The sequence below is a fragment of the Rhodococcus sp. IEGM 1366 genome (assembly GCF_033142425.1).
Lineage (GTDB): Bacteria > Actinomycetota > Actinomycetes > Mycobacteriales > Mycobacteriaceae > Rhodococcus_F > Rhodococcus_F globerula.
Genome location: NZ_JAWLRZ010000005.1, coordinates 154,159 through 172,400, shown reverse-complemented (window position 1 = coordinate 172,400; position 18,242 = coordinate 154,159). Strand labels below are relative to the sequence as shown.

General features: G+C 63.0%; 19 protein-coding genes. 10 read left to right on the top strand and 9 right to left on the bottom strand.

Going from position 1 to position 18,242, the window contains the following annotated elements:
* Positions 1-6: 6 nt before the first annotated feature.
* Entirely contained in the window at positions 7-825 is an 819-nt protein-coding gene (locus tag R4P64_RS16490) for an enoyl-CoA hydratase/isomerase family protein (RefSeq protein WP_233364943.1), read from the bottom strand.
* A 331-nt stretch (positions 826-1,156) separates the two neighbouring features.
* Here R4P64_RS16490 and R4P64_RS16485 point away from each other — a divergent pair, with 331 nt between their 5' ends.
* From R4P64_RS16485 to R4P64_RS16455, 7 genes are all read left to right on the top strand, one after another.
* Positions 1,157-2,161 carry an LLM class F420-dependent oxidoreductase gene (locus R4P64_RS16485; protein ID WP_317821781.1) on the top strand — a complete coding sequence of 335 codons (1,005 nt, stop codon included), beginning with the start codon at positions 1,157-1,159 and terminating at the stop codon, positions 2,159-2,161.
* 10 nt (positions 2,162-2,171) lie between these two features.
* On the top strand, positions 2,172-3,281 hold the full coding sequence (locus R4P64_RS16480) for an acyl-CoA dehydrogenase family protein (RefSeq protein ID WP_287162248.1): 1,110 nt from the start codon (positions 2,172-2,174) through the stop codon (positions 3,279-3,281).
* An 8-nt stretch (positions 3,282-3,289) separates the two neighbouring features.
* Positions 3,290-4,462, top strand: a complete 1,173-nt coding sequence (locus R4P64_RS16475; protein ID WP_317821779.1) for an acyl-CoA dehydrogenase family protein — start codon at positions 3,290-3,292, stop codon at positions 4,460-4,462.
* Positions 4,463-4,489: 27 nt separating this feature from the next.
* Positions 4,490-5,092, top strand: a complete 603-nt coding sequence (locus R4P64_RS16470; RefSeq protein ID WP_317821778.1) for an NADPH-dependent FMN reductase — start codon at positions 4,490-4,492, stop codon at positions 5,090-5,092.
* Complete coding sequence (locus R4P64_RS16465) at positions 5,089-6,240, top strand: CaiB/BaiF CoA-transferase family protein (protein WP_317821777.1); 1,152 nt, start codon at positions 5,089-5,091, stop codon at positions 6,238-6,240. The genes R4P64_RS16470 and R4P64_RS16465 overlap by 4 nt, the downstream gene beginning before the upstream one ends.
* Positions 6,237-6,704: a nuclear transport factor 2 family protein gene (locus tag R4P64_RS16460; RefSeq protein WP_233364948.1), complete on the top strand. Its 468-nt coding sequence runs from the start codon at positions 6,237-6,239 to the stop codon at positions 6,702-6,704. The genes R4P64_RS16465 and R4P64_RS16460 overlap by 4 nt, the downstream gene beginning before the upstream one ends.
* A 68-nt stretch (positions 6,705-6,772) precedes the next feature.
* Positions 6,773-7,333 carry a VOC family protein gene (locus tag R4P64_RS16455; RefSeq protein ID WP_317821774.1) on the top strand — a complete coding sequence of 187 codons (561 nt, stop codon included), beginning with the start codon at positions 6,773-6,775 and terminating at the stop codon, positions 7,331-7,333.
* A gap of 99 nt (positions 7,334-7,432) precedes the next feature.
* Here R4P64_RS16455 and R4P64_RS16450 read toward each other — a convergent pair whose 3' ends face one another.
* From R4P64_RS16450 to R4P64_RS16415, 8 genes are all read right to left on the bottom strand, one after another.
* The gene (locus R4P64_RS16450; protein ID WP_220376721.1) at positions 7,433-8,152 is read right to left on the bottom strand and encodes a class II aldolase/adducin family protein; all 720 of its coding nucleotides are present in this window, start codon (positions 8,150-8,152) and stop codon (positions 7,433-7,435) included.
* A complete protein-coding gene (locus R4P64_RS16445) occupies positions 8,152-9,354 on the bottom strand; it encodes an NAD(P)/FAD-dependent oxidoreductase (protein WP_317821771.1) in 1,203 nt (400 codons plus the stop codon). Before R4P64_RS16445 ends, R4P64_RS16450 begins: the two co-directional genes overlap by 1 nt.
* The gene (locus R4P64_RS16440) at positions 9,351-9,548 is read right to left on the bottom strand and encodes a ferredoxin (protein ID WP_033231992.1); all 198 of its coding nucleotides are present in this window, start codon (positions 9,546-9,548) and stop codon (positions 9,351-9,353) included. Before R4P64_RS16440 ends, R4P64_RS16445 begins: the two co-directional genes overlap by 4 nt.
* Positions 9,549-9,587: 39 nt before the next feature.
* The gene (gene hcaB, locus R4P64_RS16435; protein ID WP_092807799.1) at positions 9,588-10,370 is read right to left on the bottom strand and encodes a 3-(cis-5,6-dihydroxycyclohexa-1,3-dien-1-yl)propanoate dehydrogenase; all 783 of its coding nucleotides are present in this window, start codon (positions 10,368-10,370) and stop codon (positions 9,588-9,590) included.
* Positions 10,367-10,678 (bottom strand): hypothetical protein, encoded by a 312-nt coding sequence (locus R4P64_RS16430; protein WP_317821768.1) that lies wholly within the window; start codon positions 10,676-10,678, stop codon positions 10,367-10,369. Before R4P64_RS16430 ends, hcaB begins: the two co-directional genes overlap by 4 nt.
* Entirely contained in the window at positions 10,675-11,262 is a 588-nt protein-coding gene (locus R4P64_RS16425; protein ID WP_095886337.1) for a 3-phenylpropionate/cinnamic acid dioxygenase subunit beta, read from the bottom strand. Before R4P64_RS16425 ends, R4P64_RS16430 begins: the two co-directional genes overlap by 4 nt.
* Before the next feature lie 3 nt (positions 11,263-11,265).
* Entirely contained in the window at positions 11,266-12,693 is a 1,428-nt protein-coding gene (locus R4P64_RS16420; protein ID WP_051730317.1) for an aromatic ring-hydroxylating oxygenase subunit alpha, read from the bottom strand.
* 285 nt (positions 12,694-12,978) lie between these two features.
* Positions 12,979-14,142, bottom strand: coding sequence for a sensor histidine kinase (locus R4P64_RS16415; protein ID WP_317544043.1), 1,164 nt, complete (start codon positions 14,140-14,142; stop codon positions 12,979-12,981).
* Positions 14,143-14,229: 87 nt separating this feature from the next.
* Between R4P64_RS16415 and R4P64_RS16410 the strand changes: the two genes are divergently transcribed.
* The 3 genes from R4P64_RS16410 to R4P64_RS16400 are packed head-to-tail and all read left to right on the top strand — an operon-like array spanning position 14,230 to position 17,859.
* Entirely contained in the window at positions 14,230-14,970 is a 741-nt protein-coding gene (locus R4P64_RS16410) for a TSUP family transporter (RefSeq protein ID WP_267951586.1), read from the top strand.
* A gap of 4 nt (positions 14,971-14,974) precedes the next feature.
* Positions 14,975-16,501 carry a TldD/PmbA family protein gene (locus R4P64_RS16405; RefSeq protein WP_317821763.1) on the top strand — a complete coding sequence of 509 codons (1,527 nt, stop codon included), beginning with the start codon at positions 14,975-14,977 and terminating at the stop codon, positions 16,499-16,501.
* On the top strand, positions 16,498-17,859 hold the full coding sequence (locus R4P64_RS16400) for a metallopeptidase TldD-related protein (protein WP_317821762.1): 1,362 nt from the start codon (positions 16,498-16,500) through the stop codon (positions 17,857-17,859). Before R4P64_RS16405 ends, R4P64_RS16400 begins: the two co-directional genes overlap by 4 nt.
* Positions 17,860-18,242: the final 383 nt, after the last annotated feature.

Here is an 18,242-nt window from a genome sequence, read left to right as displayed (position 1 = left end):
CATCTCCTAGACCACGGCGGTAGCGTCGGAGAACACGGCCTTGCGCTTCTGGCGGAAGGCCAGCTCTCCCTCGGCCAGGTCCTTGCTCAGAACACAGACGACCTGCGTACGGTCCTCCATTGCCAATGCGGCTTCGAGGCTGCCGATCTCCTGCGAGGCATTGAGTGCTTCCTTCGACATCCGCAGGGCCAACGGCGCTTTGGCAGCAAGGATCTCGGCCATCTCCACCGCGGCATCAACGACGCCGTCGAAGCACACCCGGCTGACGAAGCCGATACGTTCGGCCTCGTCCGCCTGCACTCGCCGACCGGTCATCAAGATCTCGGTCGCCCGGCCACCGATGATTCGCGGGAGCAAATAGCTGGCACCCATTTCCGAAACCGACTGGCCGATATTGATCTGTGCCGCAGAGAAATACGCCTCCGGAGCAGCCAGCCTGATGTCACTTGCCATCGCGATCGAGAAGCCGCCGCCGACAGCGGGCCCGTTGACTGCCGCGATCACCGGCTGGGGGATCCGGCGCAACTTGGCCACTACGCCGGAGTACCACGACTGAACGGCCGTCCAGTGCCGATTCGGGTCACCTTCGACGCCCGTCGGGAACACCTCTCCTGACAAGTCGGCGCCCGAACAGAATCCACGGCCCGAGCCGGTAAGCACGACAACCTTGACGTCGTCCGCGCGAACCAGGGCGTCGAGTTCCTTGGTCAGTTCGATGATCAGATCGGGATTGAGAGCGTTCAGCCGGCTGGGGCGATTGAACGTGATCTGCTGAACTCCCGGAGCAGGCCTAGAAACGATAATCGGGCTATCCACGGCCATCATGAGAACTCCATTCAGACGGCGACGAGCCCTCGAAACCGGTATTCGGCTGCGGCTCGTCACCTAGGGGAAATTGGGATGGCGACCACCCGGCCCACCGGTTCCGGTTGGGGCACAGTGTGATCGGTGCGATCAGAACACCGAATCGGTGCGATCGGCACCGCCTGAGCATCGCACGAGTTCGAAGAGGACACAAGTGATCGCAGAAATTCAATCTGCAGAGCAGAATCTGCTACCGTTCGTGATGCAATACACATCAAGGGTGCATCTGTGATGTGCCCACACCCTCCGGCAGCACATCATCGCTGCCCACATCCGCTTTTTGGAGGACGTCATGAAACTGGGCCTGAACCTAGGCTACTGGGGTTCCGGAAGAGACGACTGCCTCGAACTCGTGCAACTCGCGGAGGACGTCGGGTTCGACTGCGTCTGGTCTGGCGAGGCCTACGGGTCCGACGGCGTCACTCCCCTCGCCTGGCTGGCGGGCCAAACGTCCCGAATCGGGCTTGGCACAGCAGTTCTCGGAATAGCCGGACGATCCCCCGCGCTCACCGCACAGACCGCCGCCACCATGGACCATCTCTCCGATGGCAGATTCCGCCTCGGTCTCGGCATGTCCGGACCGCAGGTCGTCGAAGGCTGGCACGGCATCCCCTACGGCAAGCCGCTGAAGCGGACCCGCGAGTACGTCGATGTGGTCCGCCAGGCACTGCGCCGCGAGACGCCCCTCGAGCACCATGGCACGTACTACGACGTTCCCTACATGGGAAGCGACGGCACCGGCCTTGGCAAGCCGCTCAAGATGATCCTGCATCCCTACCGCGAGAACCTCCCGATCTATCTCGCGGCGATCGGACCACGCAACATCGAACTGGCCTGCGACATCGCCGACGGATGGTTCCCCGTCTTCTTCTCACCTCGCCGGTACGACGCCATCCTTCCCTCCGGCTTCACTCCTCGACCCGACTTCGATCTGTGCCCGATCCTCGACGTTGTCGTGGGAGACAACGCCGCCGAGTGCCGAGCCCAAGTCAAGCCGAGCATCGCGCTCTATGTCGGCGGAATGGGTGCTCGCGGAAAGAACTTCTACAACGACGTGGCGTGCCGGTACGGCTACGCGGAGGCAGCAGAGAAGATTCAAGACCTGTATCTGGCAGGGCGCAAGGAAGAAGCGATCGCCGCGGTCCCCGATGATCTCGTCGACGAAATCGCGCTGTGCGGCCCACCGGAACGGATCAAGGAACTGATCGAACCCTGGACGTCGGCACCGATTACGTCCATGTCGCTCATGACCCGACAGCCCGAGGCGGTTCGCCTCATGGCCGACCTTCTCACCTAGGAGGATAATCGTGCAATTCGGTTTCACCCCAGAACAAGCCGCCCTCGGCGACGCCGTACGGCGTTTCCTCGACACCTCCGATCGACAGCAGAATCGCCTGCTGGTCGACTCCGACCTCCCCTACGACACAGCAATGTGGCGCCGTGCGGCGGATGAACTCGGCTTGATGTCCGTACCGATTCCCGCCGAATTCGACGGCGCCGGTGGAGGAATGGTTGAACTCTCTATCATCTTGGAAGAGTTCGGTCGACGTCTCACCAGGTCCCCCTTCCTCGCCAGTGTCGGCCTTGCCTCCACTGCATTGCTCGCGAGCGGCGACAGCACGGCCTGCGCCGAATACCTTCCCCGCATAGCCAGCGGCGAACTGATCGCCACGTTCGCACTGCCCGTCGGCGTCCATGCGATGGCACACCTTCCGATCCGAGCCAGTGATGACGCACGACTGACCGGCGTCGCCGAAGCAATCATCGACGCCGAGTCCGCGGACCTTCTGATCGTGCCGGCGCGCACGTCCGACGGCACCGACCTGTTCGCCGTTCAGCGCGCCGATCTGGATATCCCTGCCGACGCTGCGGCTCCGGCCTACGACCTGGTCACCCGATCGAGCCGAATCCGTTTCGACGACACGCCCGCCGTTCGACTGGGCACTCCGAACTCGGAGAAGGTCGAGCGCGCGTTCGCACTCGCGAGCATCGCGCTGGCGGCCGAGCAGGTAGGCGGCGCGGCGGCCTGCCTCGACGAATGCGTCGAATACGCAAAGACCAGAACACAATTCGGACGGGCAATCGGGTCTTTCCAGGCTGTCAAGCACCGCTGCGCCGACGTCCTCGTCAAAGTCGAGGGAGCGCGCTCACTGCTGTACCACGCTGCCTGGCTGGCCGACCAAGGCGCGACCGAAGAACTCGCACTGGCTGCGTCGATGACGAAGGCCTGGTGTTCGGATACCTACGTGCAAGCCGCCGAGGCGAATCTCCTGACCCACGGAGGTATCGGATTCACGTGGGAACACGATGCACATCTGCATGTCCGTCGATCCCGCAGCCGCGCACTGACACTCGGAAGTTCCGACGATCACCGCGATGCGGTTGCCGCCCGACTTCTGCTCGCCGAGACCCGCTAGGAGCACCCATGGATTTATCTGATTCGCCGGATGACGTCGCCTACCGGGATAGGGCCGCGGCGTGGCTTGCTGAAAACGCACCTGCCTTCGAAGAGCCGGACACGGGAAGGTTGAGCGTGTTCGGATTTCGCTCGAGTGTGGAATCCGTTACCCACGTAGAGCAGTCACTTGCATGGCAGGCCCACAAGCACGCGGAAGGCTGGGCAGGCATCGGCGTCTCGAAGGAGTACGGCGGCTCCGGCGGAAGCATCCCCCACAAGCTCTTGTTCACCGAGGAAGAGGGTCGATACCGGCTACCACTCGACGCCCAATCGGTCACCATGGGAATGGTCGTGCCGACCCTTGCGCAGTGGGGCACCTCCGAGCAGCGCGAGCGGCACCTCCTGCCACTCCTGTCCGGCAGGCAACTGTCGTGCCAGCTGTTCTCCGAGCCGGACGCCGGATCCGACCTCGCCGCCATCCGAACCACCGCACGCAAGACCGCCGACGGCTGGCTGATCAACGGGCAGAAGATCTGGACGTCCTACGCTCAGTACGCGTCCTTCGGCTACCTCCTCGCACGCAGCGAAGACGCTCCTCGGCATCATGGCCTGACCGCGTTCCTCATCGACCTGAAGCAACCGGGCGTCACAGTTCGACCGCTGAAGCAGGCAACGGGCGCGCATACCTTCAACGAAGTCTTCTTCGATGACGCAGTGGTCTCGGACGACGCGGTCCTCGGCCGGCCCGGCCAGGGGTGGGAAGTAGCGATGAGCACCCTGATGGCCGAGCGTTACTCGCTCGAACCGGATATGGTGGGCGCGAAACCACTGCTGGACCTTCTGCGCACCAGCGACTACCCCGCCGACCCGGCGATTCACCGGCAGTTTGCCGACGTATACACGATCCAGCACATCCTCGGCATCCTGAAGCTCCGCCTGCGCACTGCAGCTGCCGAAGGTCGCGCACCGGGACCGGAGGGATCGATCACGAAATTGCTCTCGACGGACGGACAGTACCTCGCCGCAGACACCGCACTCCGTGCTCTCGGTCCGGACGGTGTCCTTGCGAACCCGTGGACCGAACTGCTCACGGGCGCCCTGGGGATGCGCATCGGCGGCGGAACCGACGAAATAATGAAAAACGCTATAGCAGAACGAGTTTTGGGGCTCCCCCGCGAACCACGAGTCCAACAGCAGTGAGAGAGGTACTCGATAATGATCAGTAATGTGACCAGTACCGAAAAGTTCCGTGCAGTTGCAATCGTGGGCAGCCTTCGGGCAGATTCTTACAATCAGCTGTTGCTGGACAACGTCATCCGATTAAGCCCGGATGATCTGGAGATCTACCAGTTCCCCCGGTTTGCGGAAATTCCGTTGTTCAACGAGGACCACGCCCGCACGGGCCCACCCGACGCCGTGGCCGAGCTCCAGGCCGAAGTTCGCGCTGCCGACGCGCTCGTCATTGCGACCCCGGAGTACAACTACGGCGTTCCCGGGGTGCTCAAGAATGCTCTCGACTGGATCTCGATGCCTCCGGGCAACTCGGGACTCGAGGGCAAGCCGATCGCCCTGGTGGGCGCATCGCCGAGCATCTTGGGTACGGCGCGAGCGCAATCTCAGCTGCGCCAATCGTTGGTGGCCACAGATTCCCATGTGGTGAACAGCCCGGAGGTCTTTGTCACCCGCGCGCACACCCGATTCGACGAAGGTCTTCTCACCGACCCTGGTGCCACGAAACTCATTGGACGCCTGCTCGATAACCTTGTGCAACTGATTCGTATGGTCGAGCCCGCCGACGTGCGGCTCACCGAGCAGGTAACCGCACGTTGAGCGGACCACTGGCCGGGATCCGTGTGCTGGAACTACAAGGCATGGGTCCGTTGCCTTTTGTCGGCATGCTGCTCTCGGATCTCGGCGCGGACGTCGTACGCATCGATCGCGTCGGACCCCGCACCGACGCGCTGGTCGAGCACGAGCCTGTTGCCCGAGGCCGACGCTCGGTAGCGCTCGATCTCAAGAATCCCGCGGGCGTGGAAACGCTCCTGCGTCTGTGTGAGAGTGCGGATGCGTTGATCGAAGGCTTCCGTCCCGGCGTTGCGGAGCGCCTCGGCATCGGCCCGGTGCCCTGCGCAGCACGAAACCCGCGTCTGGTCTACGGACGCATGACGGGCTGGGGCCAAGTGGGCCCACTGGCCCAGAGCTCCGGTCACGACATCAATTACATCGCACTCGCCGGCGCCCTCCACGGCATCGGTCCACGCGATCGGCCGGTCCCGCCTGGCAATGTCGTCGGCGATTTCGCCGGGGGCGGGATGCTACTCGCCCTCGGCGTGGTCAGCGCCCTGCTCGAAACGAAGTCGTCCGGTCAGGGACAGGTGATCGACGCTGCCATTGTGGACGGAGCCGCGCTCCTCACCACCGCGATGCATGAACTGATCAGCTCCGGGGAGTGGTCGGAGGAACGCGGCTCCAACGTCTTGGACGGTGGAGCCGCGTACTACGACGTCTATGAGACGGCCGACCACCGATTCGTGACGATCGGCGCTCTCGAGTCTCGATTCTACGACGATCTGTGCGCGCGTCTGGGCGTAGTTCTCGACCGCACCGACGAGGCATCTGCCCGCGCCGGGTTCACCGAACTGTTTGCCGGCCGCACCCAGCAAGAGTGGTGCGATCTGCTCGAAGGCACCGATGCCTGCTTCGCACCGGTGCTCACACCCACAGAAGCGACCAAGCATCCGGCAAACGTTGCGCGAGATGTCTTCGTCGAGGTCGGCGGTGTCATCCAGCCGGCTCCGGCCCCCCGGTTCTCCCGGACGCCTTCCCACATCCCGGCGCCAGGCGTTGGTCCCGGCACGAATACCCATGCAGTTCTGAGCGATTGGGGCCTCGATGCTGCGGAGATCGACCGCCTTCTCGCGACCGGAGCTGCCAGCCAGCACGCTGAGCACCTGCACATGAAGGAGAACACGAAATGACCGACAAGACCTTCACCGCCGACGATCGCGCGGCAATCATCGAAACCTGCACGAAGATGACCTATTTCATCGACGAGCGCCAGTGGGCTGACCTCCACACCGTGTTCACCGAATCCATCACTCTCGACTACGGCGACCTCTTCGGTGGCCCGCCGACCGACACTCCCCGCGCGGTGTACATCAAGAACGCCGAGCGCCTGCTCGGCAACCTGGATGCAACACAGCACCTGGTGTCCGGGCACATGGTGAGCGGCGTCGGCGACGAAGCCCGCTGCATCTCCCAGGTGGTGGCTGTACACGTCAAACCCAACAACTCCGGCGATTCGATGTGGACCTCCGGCGGCCAGTACGACATGCGTCTACAGCGGAGTGAGGACGGTTGGCGGATCAGCGCGGTGCGCGCGATTCAGCGCTGGTGCACTGGCAATCGCGAAGTACTGAGGCTGGGCAAACTCGACGTCTAGGCGCGGTTCAGCTGGATAACAGCTCGAACTCGGAGACCCACTCATACCGTCTGTAAAGGAGAGAAGCGTTGACTAACAAGGAATTCGAACTCGGCGGAGTCTGTCACCTTGCCCTTGTCTGTGAGGACATGGAGCGCACCGTCGACTTCTACACCAACATCCTGGGCATGAAGCTGGCGAAGACCGTCGCCCTACCCGACGGCGGCCAGCATTTCTTCTTCGACATGGGCGCCGGCCAGTACTTGGCATTCTTCTGGTTCCGCAACGCGCCGAAACGCGCTCCCGGAATCGCCTCGGCGGCAAACATTCCCGGACTCAGTTTCGAATTCGAAACTGCCCACGCGTCGATGAATCATGTGTCGTTCAAGATCCCAGTCGACAAATTCGACGAGTATAAGGCCAAACTCGAGGCCAAGGGCATTGTGACCGGTCCGTTGCTGAACCACGACGACAGTGAACGTGGCGTCACACGGGACGTACACGAAGGGACCTACGTTCGGTCGATCTACTTCTTCGATCCCGACGGCATTCTCTTGGAGTTCGCTGCCTGGACTCGGGAGCTGCGCGAAGGCGATGTCGCCCACGCGCCCGTCAACAAGTACGGAATCGCCTCGACCACCGCGAACTGACCCAGGTAAGCGACGCCCAGTCGCCTCGAGCGCCCAGAAAGTTGCGGGTGGAGATCGTCTATCTTCGATCTCCACCCGCATCTGTACCCAGGGTCGTTCTCAATCGAGTCGGGATACCTCGTGGCGCCACGCGGCACCCAGATTGAGACCGGCACCAAGATTCGGCAAGTCGGCCAGATCCTCGGCACCTATCGGTTTCAACGTGCCGCCCGCCGAGACGATGGACAACGACAGTGACGCGATCGTGTCGACGGAGATTGCGCGAAGAACCGCCTCCTGCACGGAGGTGCCGGTGGACGTGAGTCCGTGTCCGCGCATGAGGACCACTGGCCGCTCGCCCAGGGAATCAGCGACATCGTCGCCAAGCGCAGAGTTGTGAATCAAAGCGGCCCTGGGGAATACAGGCACTCCCCCGTGCGCCAGTACGGCCCCGGGGATGTCATAGGCGCCGACAATCGGCAGGATAGTCAGCCCGGCGAGATCGGCTGCCACTACGTTGGCGGGATGCGCGTGCACTACCGACATGACATCGGGGCGACGCATGAGAACCCGGCTGTGAAGAGGCAGCTCGTACGGCACGGTATAGCCGTCGAGTTCGCCGGGAGCGCCTGGCTCACCGGTCAATTCGACCAACCGAATATCTTGTGGCGTCGTGTGCGCCAGCCCGCGCTCTTGGGCGCCGCGGCACCGAACCAGCAGCCTGGTCTCGTCGATCCGGTAGCTGATGTGCCCGAGAATGCCGGGCGCTAATTGACGAGCCGCCAAAACTCGGCAGCCCTCCGCCACCAGATGCCGTAGTTCATCCAATTCCCCGGACATCATCGCTTCACCGCCGGAGTCGAAAGCTGCGCGTGCACCGCATCGGCGGGTCCGCCGGCAGCGATAGTCCGCCGCAGCTGGACCGACGCCTTGGGCCAGTTGACGGTAAAACCGCCGCTTGCCCGGCCCTCGGAGTCCTGCCAGATCGCTGCCAAACGTAGCGGGTCGGACTGTTCCACCACTAGCGGGTCTGCCGCAACGTCACGGGTTCCGAACAACTGAATCTTCCAGTCGTACTGATCGCTCCACACATAGGCCACCGGGTCGTGCGCGAGCAGATCATCCGAGTGAACAATGTTGTGGGCCACCGTGTTTGCTTGCTCGACAGCGTTGGTCCAGTGTTCAACCCGCGCCGACGTGCCGAGCCGCGGTTGGTACCACTTCGAAATGTCACCGACAGCGTGGATGTTCGCAAAGTCGGGAGTGCGGCCGTATTCGTCACACACGACACCGTCGTCGAGCGTCAGGCCTGACGACTCCAACCACCCGAGTTCCAGAACCGCACCAATTCCCACCACGACAGCGTCGACCGGAAATTCTGAGCCGTCGGAAAGCGTCGCGCGCAGACTGTCGTCTACGCAGTCGAGTGCGCTGACGGTGGTGCCGAATTTAGCCTCCACACCATGCACCCGATGCAGGTCCGACAGTCGTTCTCCCAGTTCAGTGCCGACAATACGGGCCATCGGGACAGGGGCGGGATCGACAATCGTGACGTCGATGCCCTGCTTGCGCGCGAGTGACGCGACTTCCGCACCGATGAACCCGGCACCGACGACGAGGAGACGGCTCGCGCCACGCAGACTCTCGCGCAGCGCGCGAGCGTCGGCAAGAGTGCGAAGTACATGGATACCAGGGCCGCTCCACGGCGAGGGCCGAGCCGCGGCACCGGTAGCGATCACCAGCTCGTCGTAGTCGAGAACTGTGCCGTCGGCGAGTGCCAGCTGGTTGGCCTGCGCCCGCACTTCGATTGCGACAGCGCCTAACCTGAGCTCGATGTCGAGCTCTCGTGCCTCCGCCGCGGTGAGCAGTGGCACGTGCGCGTCGCCGTCGAGCGGAACCTTCGACAGCGGCGGCTTGTCGTACGGCAAGTGCGGCTCGGCCTCCACGACTGTTACCGCCCCGGCGTAGCCCTCATTGCGCAACGCCCGGGCCGTACGGATACCGCCGACCGAGCCGCCGACGACGAGAACCCCGCCGCTCACTCTTCCTCCAGCCAGAGGGCGTTGGCGGGGCAGCTCTTCGCTGCGGTCTCGACGCGCTGGCGGTCGGACTCGTCCACCCGGGTTTTGAGCAGCACCACGAGGCCGTCGTCGTCCATGTCGTAGACGTCGTCCGCCGCGACCACGCAGTTTGCATAGCCCTGGCACAGTTCGAGGTTCGCTTTGAGGATTGCCATTTCCAAGTTCTTCTTTCGGTAGGTCGCGCGGTGCGACTCTTAAACTTTGATGCCCATGCCGCCATCCGAGTGGACGACGCGGCCGGAAATGCCGCGTGATCGGTCGGAGGCGAGGAAGACGTAGCTCCACGCGTGGTCGATGCCGGAGAGTGCGACTCCCAACGGGTTACGGCCGGCGAGTTCCTTGGCGCGGTCCGGACCGTCGAGTCGGTTCTCGGTCAGTCCCAGCGTCGTAAGCCCGCTCAGATCGGTGCCCAGGGTGCCGCCAGGGGCGACGCCGTTGACGCGAATGTCCGGTGCCAACTCGTACGCGAGGGTGGTGACCAATCCTCGTACGGCGAATTTGGAAGCGACATACAGGGTTCCGCCGCGGCCTGGGTAGTAGGCCGACGTCGACTCTGTGAGCACGATCGACCCACCCGACTCACGCAGCGCCGGCGTCGCGGCCTTGACGCTGTGCAGGTGCGACTTGACGTTGATCGCGAACATCTCGTCGAACGCCTGATCCAGCATGTCGGCGTCGATGCTCTCGAGCTTGCGGTAGAAGTCGAAGACGCCGACGCAGTTCACCAGAATATCCAGGCCGCCAAAGCGATCCACGACTGCAGAGACTGCAGCCTGATTCGCGGCAGCCTTGGTGGCGTCGCCCTGCACAACTTCGACCTCGGGGTGCTCGGCCGCAAGTGCCTCACACTTGGCAGTGTCGAGTTCGAGGACGCCGACCTTGGCGCCCTCGGAGAGGAAAGCGTCGACCACACCGCGCCCGATGCCGGAGCCCGCCCCGACGACAAGCGCACGCTTACCGTCGAGCCAGCCGGTCACGAGGCGTCCTCGGTGCCGAGGAGCGACTGGAACGGTTTCCCGACCATCGCAGACAGCGTGGTTTCGTTCTGCCACGTCAGCGCTTCGAGCTCGAGAGCGTCGAGAGTGATCCACTGGCCGGACTTCGGCGATTCGATGAGCAGCCGAACGCCGTTGCGGGTGTGGACCTTCGAGATTCGCATGTCGGCGAACTCATTCGCGACGATGATGGTCTCACCGTCGCGCTGGTCCTGCAGCACGCCGAGCCGGGAACTCGCCCGGGCTGCCGCTGCGGCGTCCTCGGCTTCACCCTCCCAGGCGAGCTTCACAGGAAGACCGCCAGGTTCTGCATGCGCAGCACGGACTCGTCGGCGGCGATGTGCCGACGGGCCAGGCGCCAGACGTCCCCCTCGAGACGCAGCAGGTCGACGCGACCAACCGAGAGCAGCGAGGGCTCCAGCACGTCACCGCGGCTGCGGAACAACAGGACTGCCGACTCGACGACGAGTTCGTTCTCGTTCTCCGTCGCGAAGGTGCGGACGTTGGACAGGTGGTGACGCAGTCGCGAGGGCGGATCCTCTGCCCACGCGTGGCCCGTGTCGAAACGCGCGACGCGACGGCTCAACGAGTACTTGTCCTCGTCGAAGTGCGCCATGTCCTTGGCCGTGTCATAGCCGGTTCCCAGCGCCGTGGTGACGCGGATCGGCATGAAGTAATGGATGTCCTCGGCGAGGGTATCGAGCCAGGCGTCGTAGTCCTGTCGATCGAGAATGTAGGTCTCCTCCACGAGCCAGCGATTCGCGGTCAGGTGCCGCGGATCGTCGAATGCCAGTGAGGAGCCAACGGCGGTGGTCTTCGACGCGGCCTGACCCAGCGGGGAGCTGGCGGAGTCGATGGGGATGTAGGTGCTCATGAGTTATACCTCCGCCTTCTCGCTGCTGCACTGCGCTGCCGTGTCACTGCTGCACTCACCATCGACATTGGGAGCACCGACGTGAATGTTCTCCGTCACCGGCGCAGGCTTCTCCAGATAGTCGGCCCACTCGTTGAGAAGGTGCCGCTGGTTGTATTCGCCGTAGCCGACGTGCGCCACGCCGGGACCGCAGAACTCGTCCTCCGTCAATGGCTGCACTACCGGGCTGTCGTCGTGCAGCATGCCCATGCGGCCGTTGAGCAGCAGGCGGCGGGCCATCGACCCACCGGCAGTGTTGGTCAGAGAAACCCAGTTCTCGACGTCATCCTGCTCGAACATGCCGCTGGAGCCGAAGCACATCAGGTAGGCCTTGTAGGAGAGCTTCTTGAACTCCTCCGGGGCTTCCTTGTCTACGACGAACCAGGACAGGACCTCGGTCTCGTCGGCGCTGATCGGCTGCCACTGCCGGATGGAGATGAAGGGCAGGACGTCGTCGCCTTCAGCGACCTTCGGCCAGTTGTGAACCAGGCTGATGTTCGGGAAGACCGAAGCGGCCGAGATCATGAAGCCGTCGCGTCCGATGACGTCGACCTGCTCCTGGGACCACTGCTCCTTCATGCGCTCGACCATTTCGTCGGGGTAGCCCACGTAGTTCATCTTCTCTTCGAAGGTTCCCGGGGGCAGCTTGTACGTGGTGCCGCCGCCTTTGCCCGCCCAGTATGTGTTGCCGTCCTTACGCTTTTCCGCCTTCGGCTCGCGGAACAGGCCGATCTCGACGACGCTCGTGTGCGTCTGCGGCGTGTGGTACATGTCGCCGGCGAAGTTCTCGGCGCCGATCTTCCAGTTGGCCTTGACTCGCCAGCGCTGGGGTCCGCGAACCTCGACGCCGCTCGCGCTCTGCTTGGTGTAGTAGTCGAGGTAGAACTTGAAGTCGCCGAGGAAGTCCTCCAGCGGCTCGGCGTCCGGGTCCATCGACACGAAGATCAGCCCGTTGTAGATGCCCAGGCTGGGCGCCGGCAGCAGTCGCTGCCCCTTACGCGCGAAGCCCTCCTCGCCGCCGTATGCCTCTTTGTGGAACGGCATACCGACGATGCGGCCGTCGTTCTTGTACGACCAGCCGTGGTACGGGCAGCGGAAGTGCGAGGCATTGCCCTGCTCGGCGCGGCACACCTGCATACCGCGGTGCAGGCACATGTTGAACATCGCGTGGATCTCGCCGGACTGGTCACGGCTGACGATGAACGAATTCTCCATGACGCGGCGCACAACGTAGTCGCCAACCTGCGGCAATTCCGACTCGTGCGCAACAAACATCCATGCGCGGCTGAACAGCCGCTCCTTCTCAGCCTCGAAAACCTCTGCGTCGTTGTAGATGTGCGCAGGGAGCATGCCTCGTCGGACGTTCGCTATAACGCCATCCGCGTCGCGCATGAGAAGCCTCATTTCGATAGTTTTTCTGATGTACAGAAAGTTATTCTGCTTTCAGGAAGGGGCGATGTCAACCGTCGATTCACCGCACGGTTCGTTCAGCTTCGCGGACTCGAATCTCCGCAGAGAAGAATTATGGTCTGTTTACCAGAGGCGTTGAGGTGCCCGAGCAGCACAAATGCTGCGGCCAGGCCGGTTGAATGCGAAACCCGTCGCGTCACGTTGTGCAGGTGAGCCTGGACAACTTCAGCCGGTGCCAGAAGTCGGAAACCGCGCCTGCCCGGTCGGTCAATCCTGGATCGCGAGGGGAAGCTCGGCGTACACACGCCAGCTGCCGTCCGGGCGTCGACCGGTCTCGAGAGTTCCCTGCAGAACTGCGACTCGCTCACGCATTCCGACCAAGCCGTTGCCGGAACCACCTGTGAAAGCAGACGTCGCCGTCCCCTTGTCGATGACTTCCACCAGGACTGCGGTGTCGGTGCGGCGCACGGTAACTCGCGCTTTCGGACTGTCGCCGCCGTGACGCAGCACGTTGGTCAGTGACTCCTGAACGATCCGGTGAATACCCAAACTCACGGACGGCGTGATGTCGTCGAGTTCGCCCGTCAACTCCAGTCGTACGTTCAAACCCGTCGCACGCATCATCTCCACAACCTTCGCGATGCCCGCAGAACCGTGTTGTGGCATCGCGTCGTTGTTGACTTCGGTGCGCAACAGCGAGACCGTGCGTCGTAGTTCTGCCAGCGCGTCTCGCCCTGTGCTCGAGATGTTGCCAAGCGCTTTCTTCGCTAGCGCCGGATTCGTGTCGACGGCATAGCTCGCCCCGTCGGCTTGGACGATCATCACGCTCACCGCGTGGGCAACGACGTCGTGCAATTCGCGCGCGATGCGTGTCCGCTCCGCGGCAACGGCTTCCTCGGCCCGGCGGTCGCGGTCGTATTCGGCCACCTCCAGACGTGCCGCAACCTCCTCGTCATACGCGCGTCTGGCACTGACAAATTCGGCGCTGATCCAAGCCAGGGCAAACAGCATTGCGGTAACGATGAGATCCAGGACGATGTCTGTTCGCACCACAAGCATCGCCAGAGTCGAGTCGATGAGGAGAAAGCCGAGGTAAATCGCGGCGGTGCGCCGGTCCACGTACACGACCAGCGTGTAGAGAGCTACGCCTAACGCCAGCAACCCGGGATGTTCGACTGATGCATTCCCGCTCATCCACATGAGAAAAGTACTGGTGAACGACATCAGGAGGATCGCCACCGCAGACACTCGCGGGTACTTACGACGCCACAGGACGGGAAGGCAGATCAGGAATCCGAGCGCCAGCTGTTGCCAATGTTCCTCGCGCTCAGAGCTTATGTACGAGACGATCTCCAGGGCAAAGAACAGCAACGCCAACGCGCCGTCGGCGATCATCGGCTTGCCTCGCAGCCACAGGCTGAACCTCCTCATGCGATCAAGACTCCCACACCGTCACCGCATCACCGCTCACTCTGTGAGAGAGTCACCGCCGTGGATATTGCGGACTGGGGCCTGCTCATGACGGCGGCGACGGCGGCCGGATGGGTTGATGCCGTTGTCGGCGGCGGCGGGCTGATTCTGCTGCCGGCACTGTTCCTGGTTGCACCCCAGTTGACGCCGCAGGCCGCATTGGCTACCAACAAGCTCACCGCGTTCACCGGGACCAGCGCTGCGGTGTGGACGTTCTCACGCCGAATTCCGATGCAATGGCGACAGTTGATCCCGGCGGCGATCTTGGCCGCGATTACTGCAGCGTGTGGCGCGGCGGCAGTGTCGTTGATCGACAAAAAGTACTTCATTCCGATCGTGATGGTTGTCCTGGTGGCCGTCGCCGTGTTCGTCACGATGCGTCCGAGCCTGGGTACGACGCTCGCCACGCACCGCCCGACTCAACGCAAGTCGGCCCTGGTGATCTTGCTGTCGGCGGGACTCATCGGGCTTTACGACGGTTTACTCGGCCCAGGCACGGGCACGTTCCTGATCATCAGCTTCGCGACGTTCCTCGGAACGGAGTTCGTCCGCAGCGCGGCGATGGCCAAGGTCATCAATCTCGGTTCCAATTTCGGCGCGTTGACGTACTTTGCCGTCACCGGCCATGTGTGGTGGAGCTTGGGATTGGCGATGGCCGTGTGCAATGTTCTCGGCGCGGTCGTCGGTTCGCGTATGGCACTGAGTAAAGGCTCCGGTTTTGTCCGGATCACACTGCTGGTTGTTGTGATTGCCATGGTGATTCGCCTGGGGTGGCAGCAGTTCGGCTAGCGTCATGACGGTGACCGTCACCCGAGATGTCGATGCAGATTTCCTCGCCCTCCCTCTGAAGGCAGTAGCGGACGCCGCGCTGTCCGCAGCGCGCGCCGCCGGAGCCGAGCACGCGGATGTACGTGTGCACCGGTTGCTCACTCAGTCGATCCGGTTGCGCGACGGCAAAGTTCAATCGGTTTCGGACAGCGACGAAGTGGGAGTGGCTGTCCGCGTGATCGTGGACGGAACCTGGGGGTTTGCCTCCCACGCGGAGGTGTCACCCACTGTTGCGTCGTCGTTGGCACGGCAAGCCGTCGAGGTGGCGAGGGCGTTGCGATCACTCAATCGCGATCCGGTGACTCTTGCCGACGAACCGATCTACGCCGACGCCACGTGGGTGTCTCCGTACGAGATAGATCCGTTCACCACTCCGACGTCCGACAAGGTCGATCTTCTCCTGGACTACTCGGGCCGACTTCAGGCGTCCGACGGCGTCGACCACGTCACCGCTGGGGTTCTCCAGGTCAAGGAGCAGACGTTCTACGCCGATATGGCGGGCTCGTCGATCGTCCAGCAACGGGTGCGACTGCATCCCGAAATCGAGGCAACAGCCGTCGACAAATCAGCGGGCAGCTTCGAGTCGATGCGTACTTTGGCACCGCCGGTCGCGCGGGGTTGGGAGTATCTCGGCACCGGTAGCACGTGGGACTGGGCTGAGGAGCTGGCGCAGATCCCGCAGTGGCTCACCGAGAAGGTCAAGGCGCCGTCGGTCACACCTGGCCCCACAGACCTCGTGATCGACCCGACCAACCTGTGGCTCACCATTCACGAATCCATCGGGCACGCAACCGAATACGATCGGGCAATCGGATACGAAGCCGCCTATGCCGGCACCTCCTTCGCGACCCCCGACAAGCTCGGCACACTGAAGTACGGCACCGACATCATGCACGTCACGGCCGACCGCAACGTCGCACACGGACTGGCCAGCGTCGGCTATGACGACGACGGCGTCGCCGCCCAGCGCTGGGACCTGGTCGCAGACGGCACGCTGGTCGGATATCAACTCGACCGCGCGTTTGCACCTCGCCTGGGCCTGGAGCGCTCCAACGGGTGCTCGTACGCCGATTCGCCGCACCACGTTCCCATTCAGCGCATGGCCAACGTTTCCCTCTCCGCCGATCCGGAGACCGACACGTCGACGGCCGACTTGATCTCGAGAGTCGAGGACGGCATCTACATCGTCGGAGACAAGTCGTGGTCAATCGACATGCAGCGCTACAACTTCCAGTTCACGGGTCAGCGGTTCTTCAAAATCCGGGACGGCAAACTCGACGGCCAGGTCCGCGACGTCGCTTACCAGGCCACCACCACCGACTTCTGGGGCTCGATGGAAGCTGTCGGCGGAGCGTCGACGTGGAAACTCGGCGGCGCATTCAATTGCGGTAAAGCCCAACCTGGACAGGTCGCCGCCGTCAGTCACGGATGCCCGTCCGCTTTGTTCCGCGGTATCAATATCCTCAACACCCATTCGGAGGCCCAGCAGTGATCACGGCGCAGCAGGTAGTGGAACGCGCGTTGGCTGCGCGCACTGTCGACGAGTCGATCATCATCGTCACCGACGCCAGCGAAGCGTCGTTGCGGTGGGCCAACAACTCCATGACCACGAACGGTGTCTCACTGTCACGGACCTGGACCGTCATCTCGATTGTTCGGGACGGTGACGTCGCCCGTGTCGGGACGGTGAGTTCCAGCAGTGTCGATCCCGCGCAGATCGATACCGTCGTGAAAGCAAGCGAGGACGCCGCCCGAAGTGCAACACCCGCCGACGACGCCTCCGACCTTGTACCGCCAGGTCCAGCAGATTCTGAATGGGAATCCGGCCCTGCGCTGACCGACATCGCTGTCTTCAGCCGCCTTGCTGCCGACCTCTCCGCCGGTTTCGACGGACAGGATCAACTGTTCGGCTTTGCGCATCATCAACTGCACACCACGTGGCTCGGAACCTCTACCGGCCTTCGCCGCCGCACCGTTCAGCCCACCGGCTCAGTCGAGATCAACGGCAAACGCGGCGACGCCAGCGCCTGGGTCGGATCCGGGACGGTCGACTTCAGCGACATCTCCATACCCGATCTCTTGTCCCAGTTGACTACTCGTCTCGATTGGGCAAAAAACTCGGTCGCCTTGCCGGCTGGACGGTACGAAACAATTCTTCCGCCGTCCGCGGTTGCAGACCTCATGATCTACCTGATGTGGACCATGGAAGGCCGCGGAGCCGAGGAGGGCCACACCGCACTGTCGAGGACAGGTGGCACGCGAATCGGCGAAACCCTCGGAACACTGGGATTGACTCTGACCTCGGACCCGGACGCCGACGGCTTGAAATCCGCGCCGTTCGTGGTGACCACGTCGTCGAGTGAATCCATCTCGCTCTTCGACAACGGTATGGACATCGATCGTGTCGAGTGGATCAAAGACGGCACGATCTCAGCCCTTGCGTATCCGCGTCACGCTGCCCGCGAATTCGACCGACCCGTTGCCGTGCCAGGTGACAACCTGATCCTCACCGGCGGCGATGACACCGGCATCGAGGACATGATCGCGAAAACCGAACGCGGTCTCCTCCTCACCACACTCTGGTACATCCGCGAGGTGGATCCGACAACGCTGCTGCTCACCGGGTTGACCCGCGACGGTGTGTACCTCATCGAGAACGGCACGATCGTCGGCGCGGTCAACAATTTCCGCTTCAACGAAAGCCCGCTGGACCTCCTTCGCCGTGTCACCGAAGCCGGACGCACCGAGATCACGCTCCCTCGCGAATGGAAAGACTGGTTCACCCGCACCGCCATGCCACCGCTGCGCATTCCCGATTTCCACATGTCGTCGGTCAGCGCGGCGCAGTAGAAACGTTTCCCGCCCACCCACTCTGGGTAGGCCGTCGATAGGACTACACGAAGAAGTTTTGTAATGGAGAAGTACAAGATCACCCTCCCGGAAGGCACCTCGACAGTTGGTGAATTCGAATCCGACCGGGATGCTATTGCCCACGCAGTGAAGTTGAATCACGGTTGCAGCGACAGTGTTTCGGTATCGAGGATCGACAACACCGGAAAACTGATACCGACCATGCTGCATTGCGATTCCTCCCCTCAGGCAGAGAATCATCGAAGGTCATCGAATTCCGCGCAGCACGCGTGAGATTGCCTGATACTGGGTGCCGAGACGCCGGTTACAGATGCACGGCTGTGCGCTTGCCGATAGTGGTGCAGAGTGCGTCGAGGTCGGCG

What these genes read in the sequence shown, in the direction of transcription:
- R4P64_RS16420 (WP_051730317.1), bottom strand. Translation starts at nt 12,693, where the DNA reads ATGCGCGACGCGGATGGCGTTATAGCGAACGTCCGACGAGGCATGCTC.
- R4P64_RS16405 (WP_317821763.1), top strand. Translation starts at nt 14,975, where the DNA reads ATGACGGTGACCGTCACCCGAGATGTCGATGCAGATTTCCTCGCCCTC.
- R4P64_RS16460 (WP_233364948.1), top strand. Translation starts at nt 6,237, where the DNA reads ATGACCGACAAGACCTTCACCGCCGACGATCGCGCGGCAATCATCGAA.
- R4P64_RS16440 (WP_033231992.1), bottom strand. Translation starts at nt 9,548, where the DNA reads ATGGCAATCCTCAAAGCGAACCTCGAACTGTGCCAGGGCTATGCAAAC.
- R4P64_RS16415 (WP_317544043.1), bottom strand. Translation starts at nt 14,142, where the DNA reads ATGAGGAGGTTCAGCCTGTGGCTGCGAGGCAAGCCGATGATCGCCGAC.
- R4P64_RS16410 (WP_267951586.1), top strand. Translation starts at nt 14,230, where the DNA reads ATGACGGCGGCGACGGCGGCCGGATGGGTTGATGCCGTTGTCGGCGGC.
- R4P64_RS16450 (WP_220376721.1), bottom strand. Translation starts at nt 8,152, where the DNA reads ATGTCCGGGGAATTGGATGAACTACGGCATCTGGTGGCGGAGGGCTGC.
- R4P64_RS16475 (WP_317821779.1), top strand. Translation starts at nt 3,290, where the DNA reads ATGGATTTATCTGATTCGCCGGATGACGTCGCCTACCGGGATAGGGCC.
- R4P64_RS16490 (WP_233364943.1), bottom strand. Translation starts at nt 825, where the DNA reads ATGATGGCCGTGGATAGCCCGATTATCGTTTCTAGGCCTGCTCCGGGA.
- R4P64_RS16485 (WP_317821781.1), top strand. Translation starts at nt 1,157, where the DNA reads ATGAAACTGGGCCTGAACCTAGGCTACTGGGGTTCCGGAAGAGACGAC.
- R4P64_RS16425 (WP_095886337.1), bottom strand. Translation starts at nt 11,262, where the DNA reads ATGAGCACCTACATCCCCATCGACTCCGCCAGCTCCCCGCTGGGTCAG.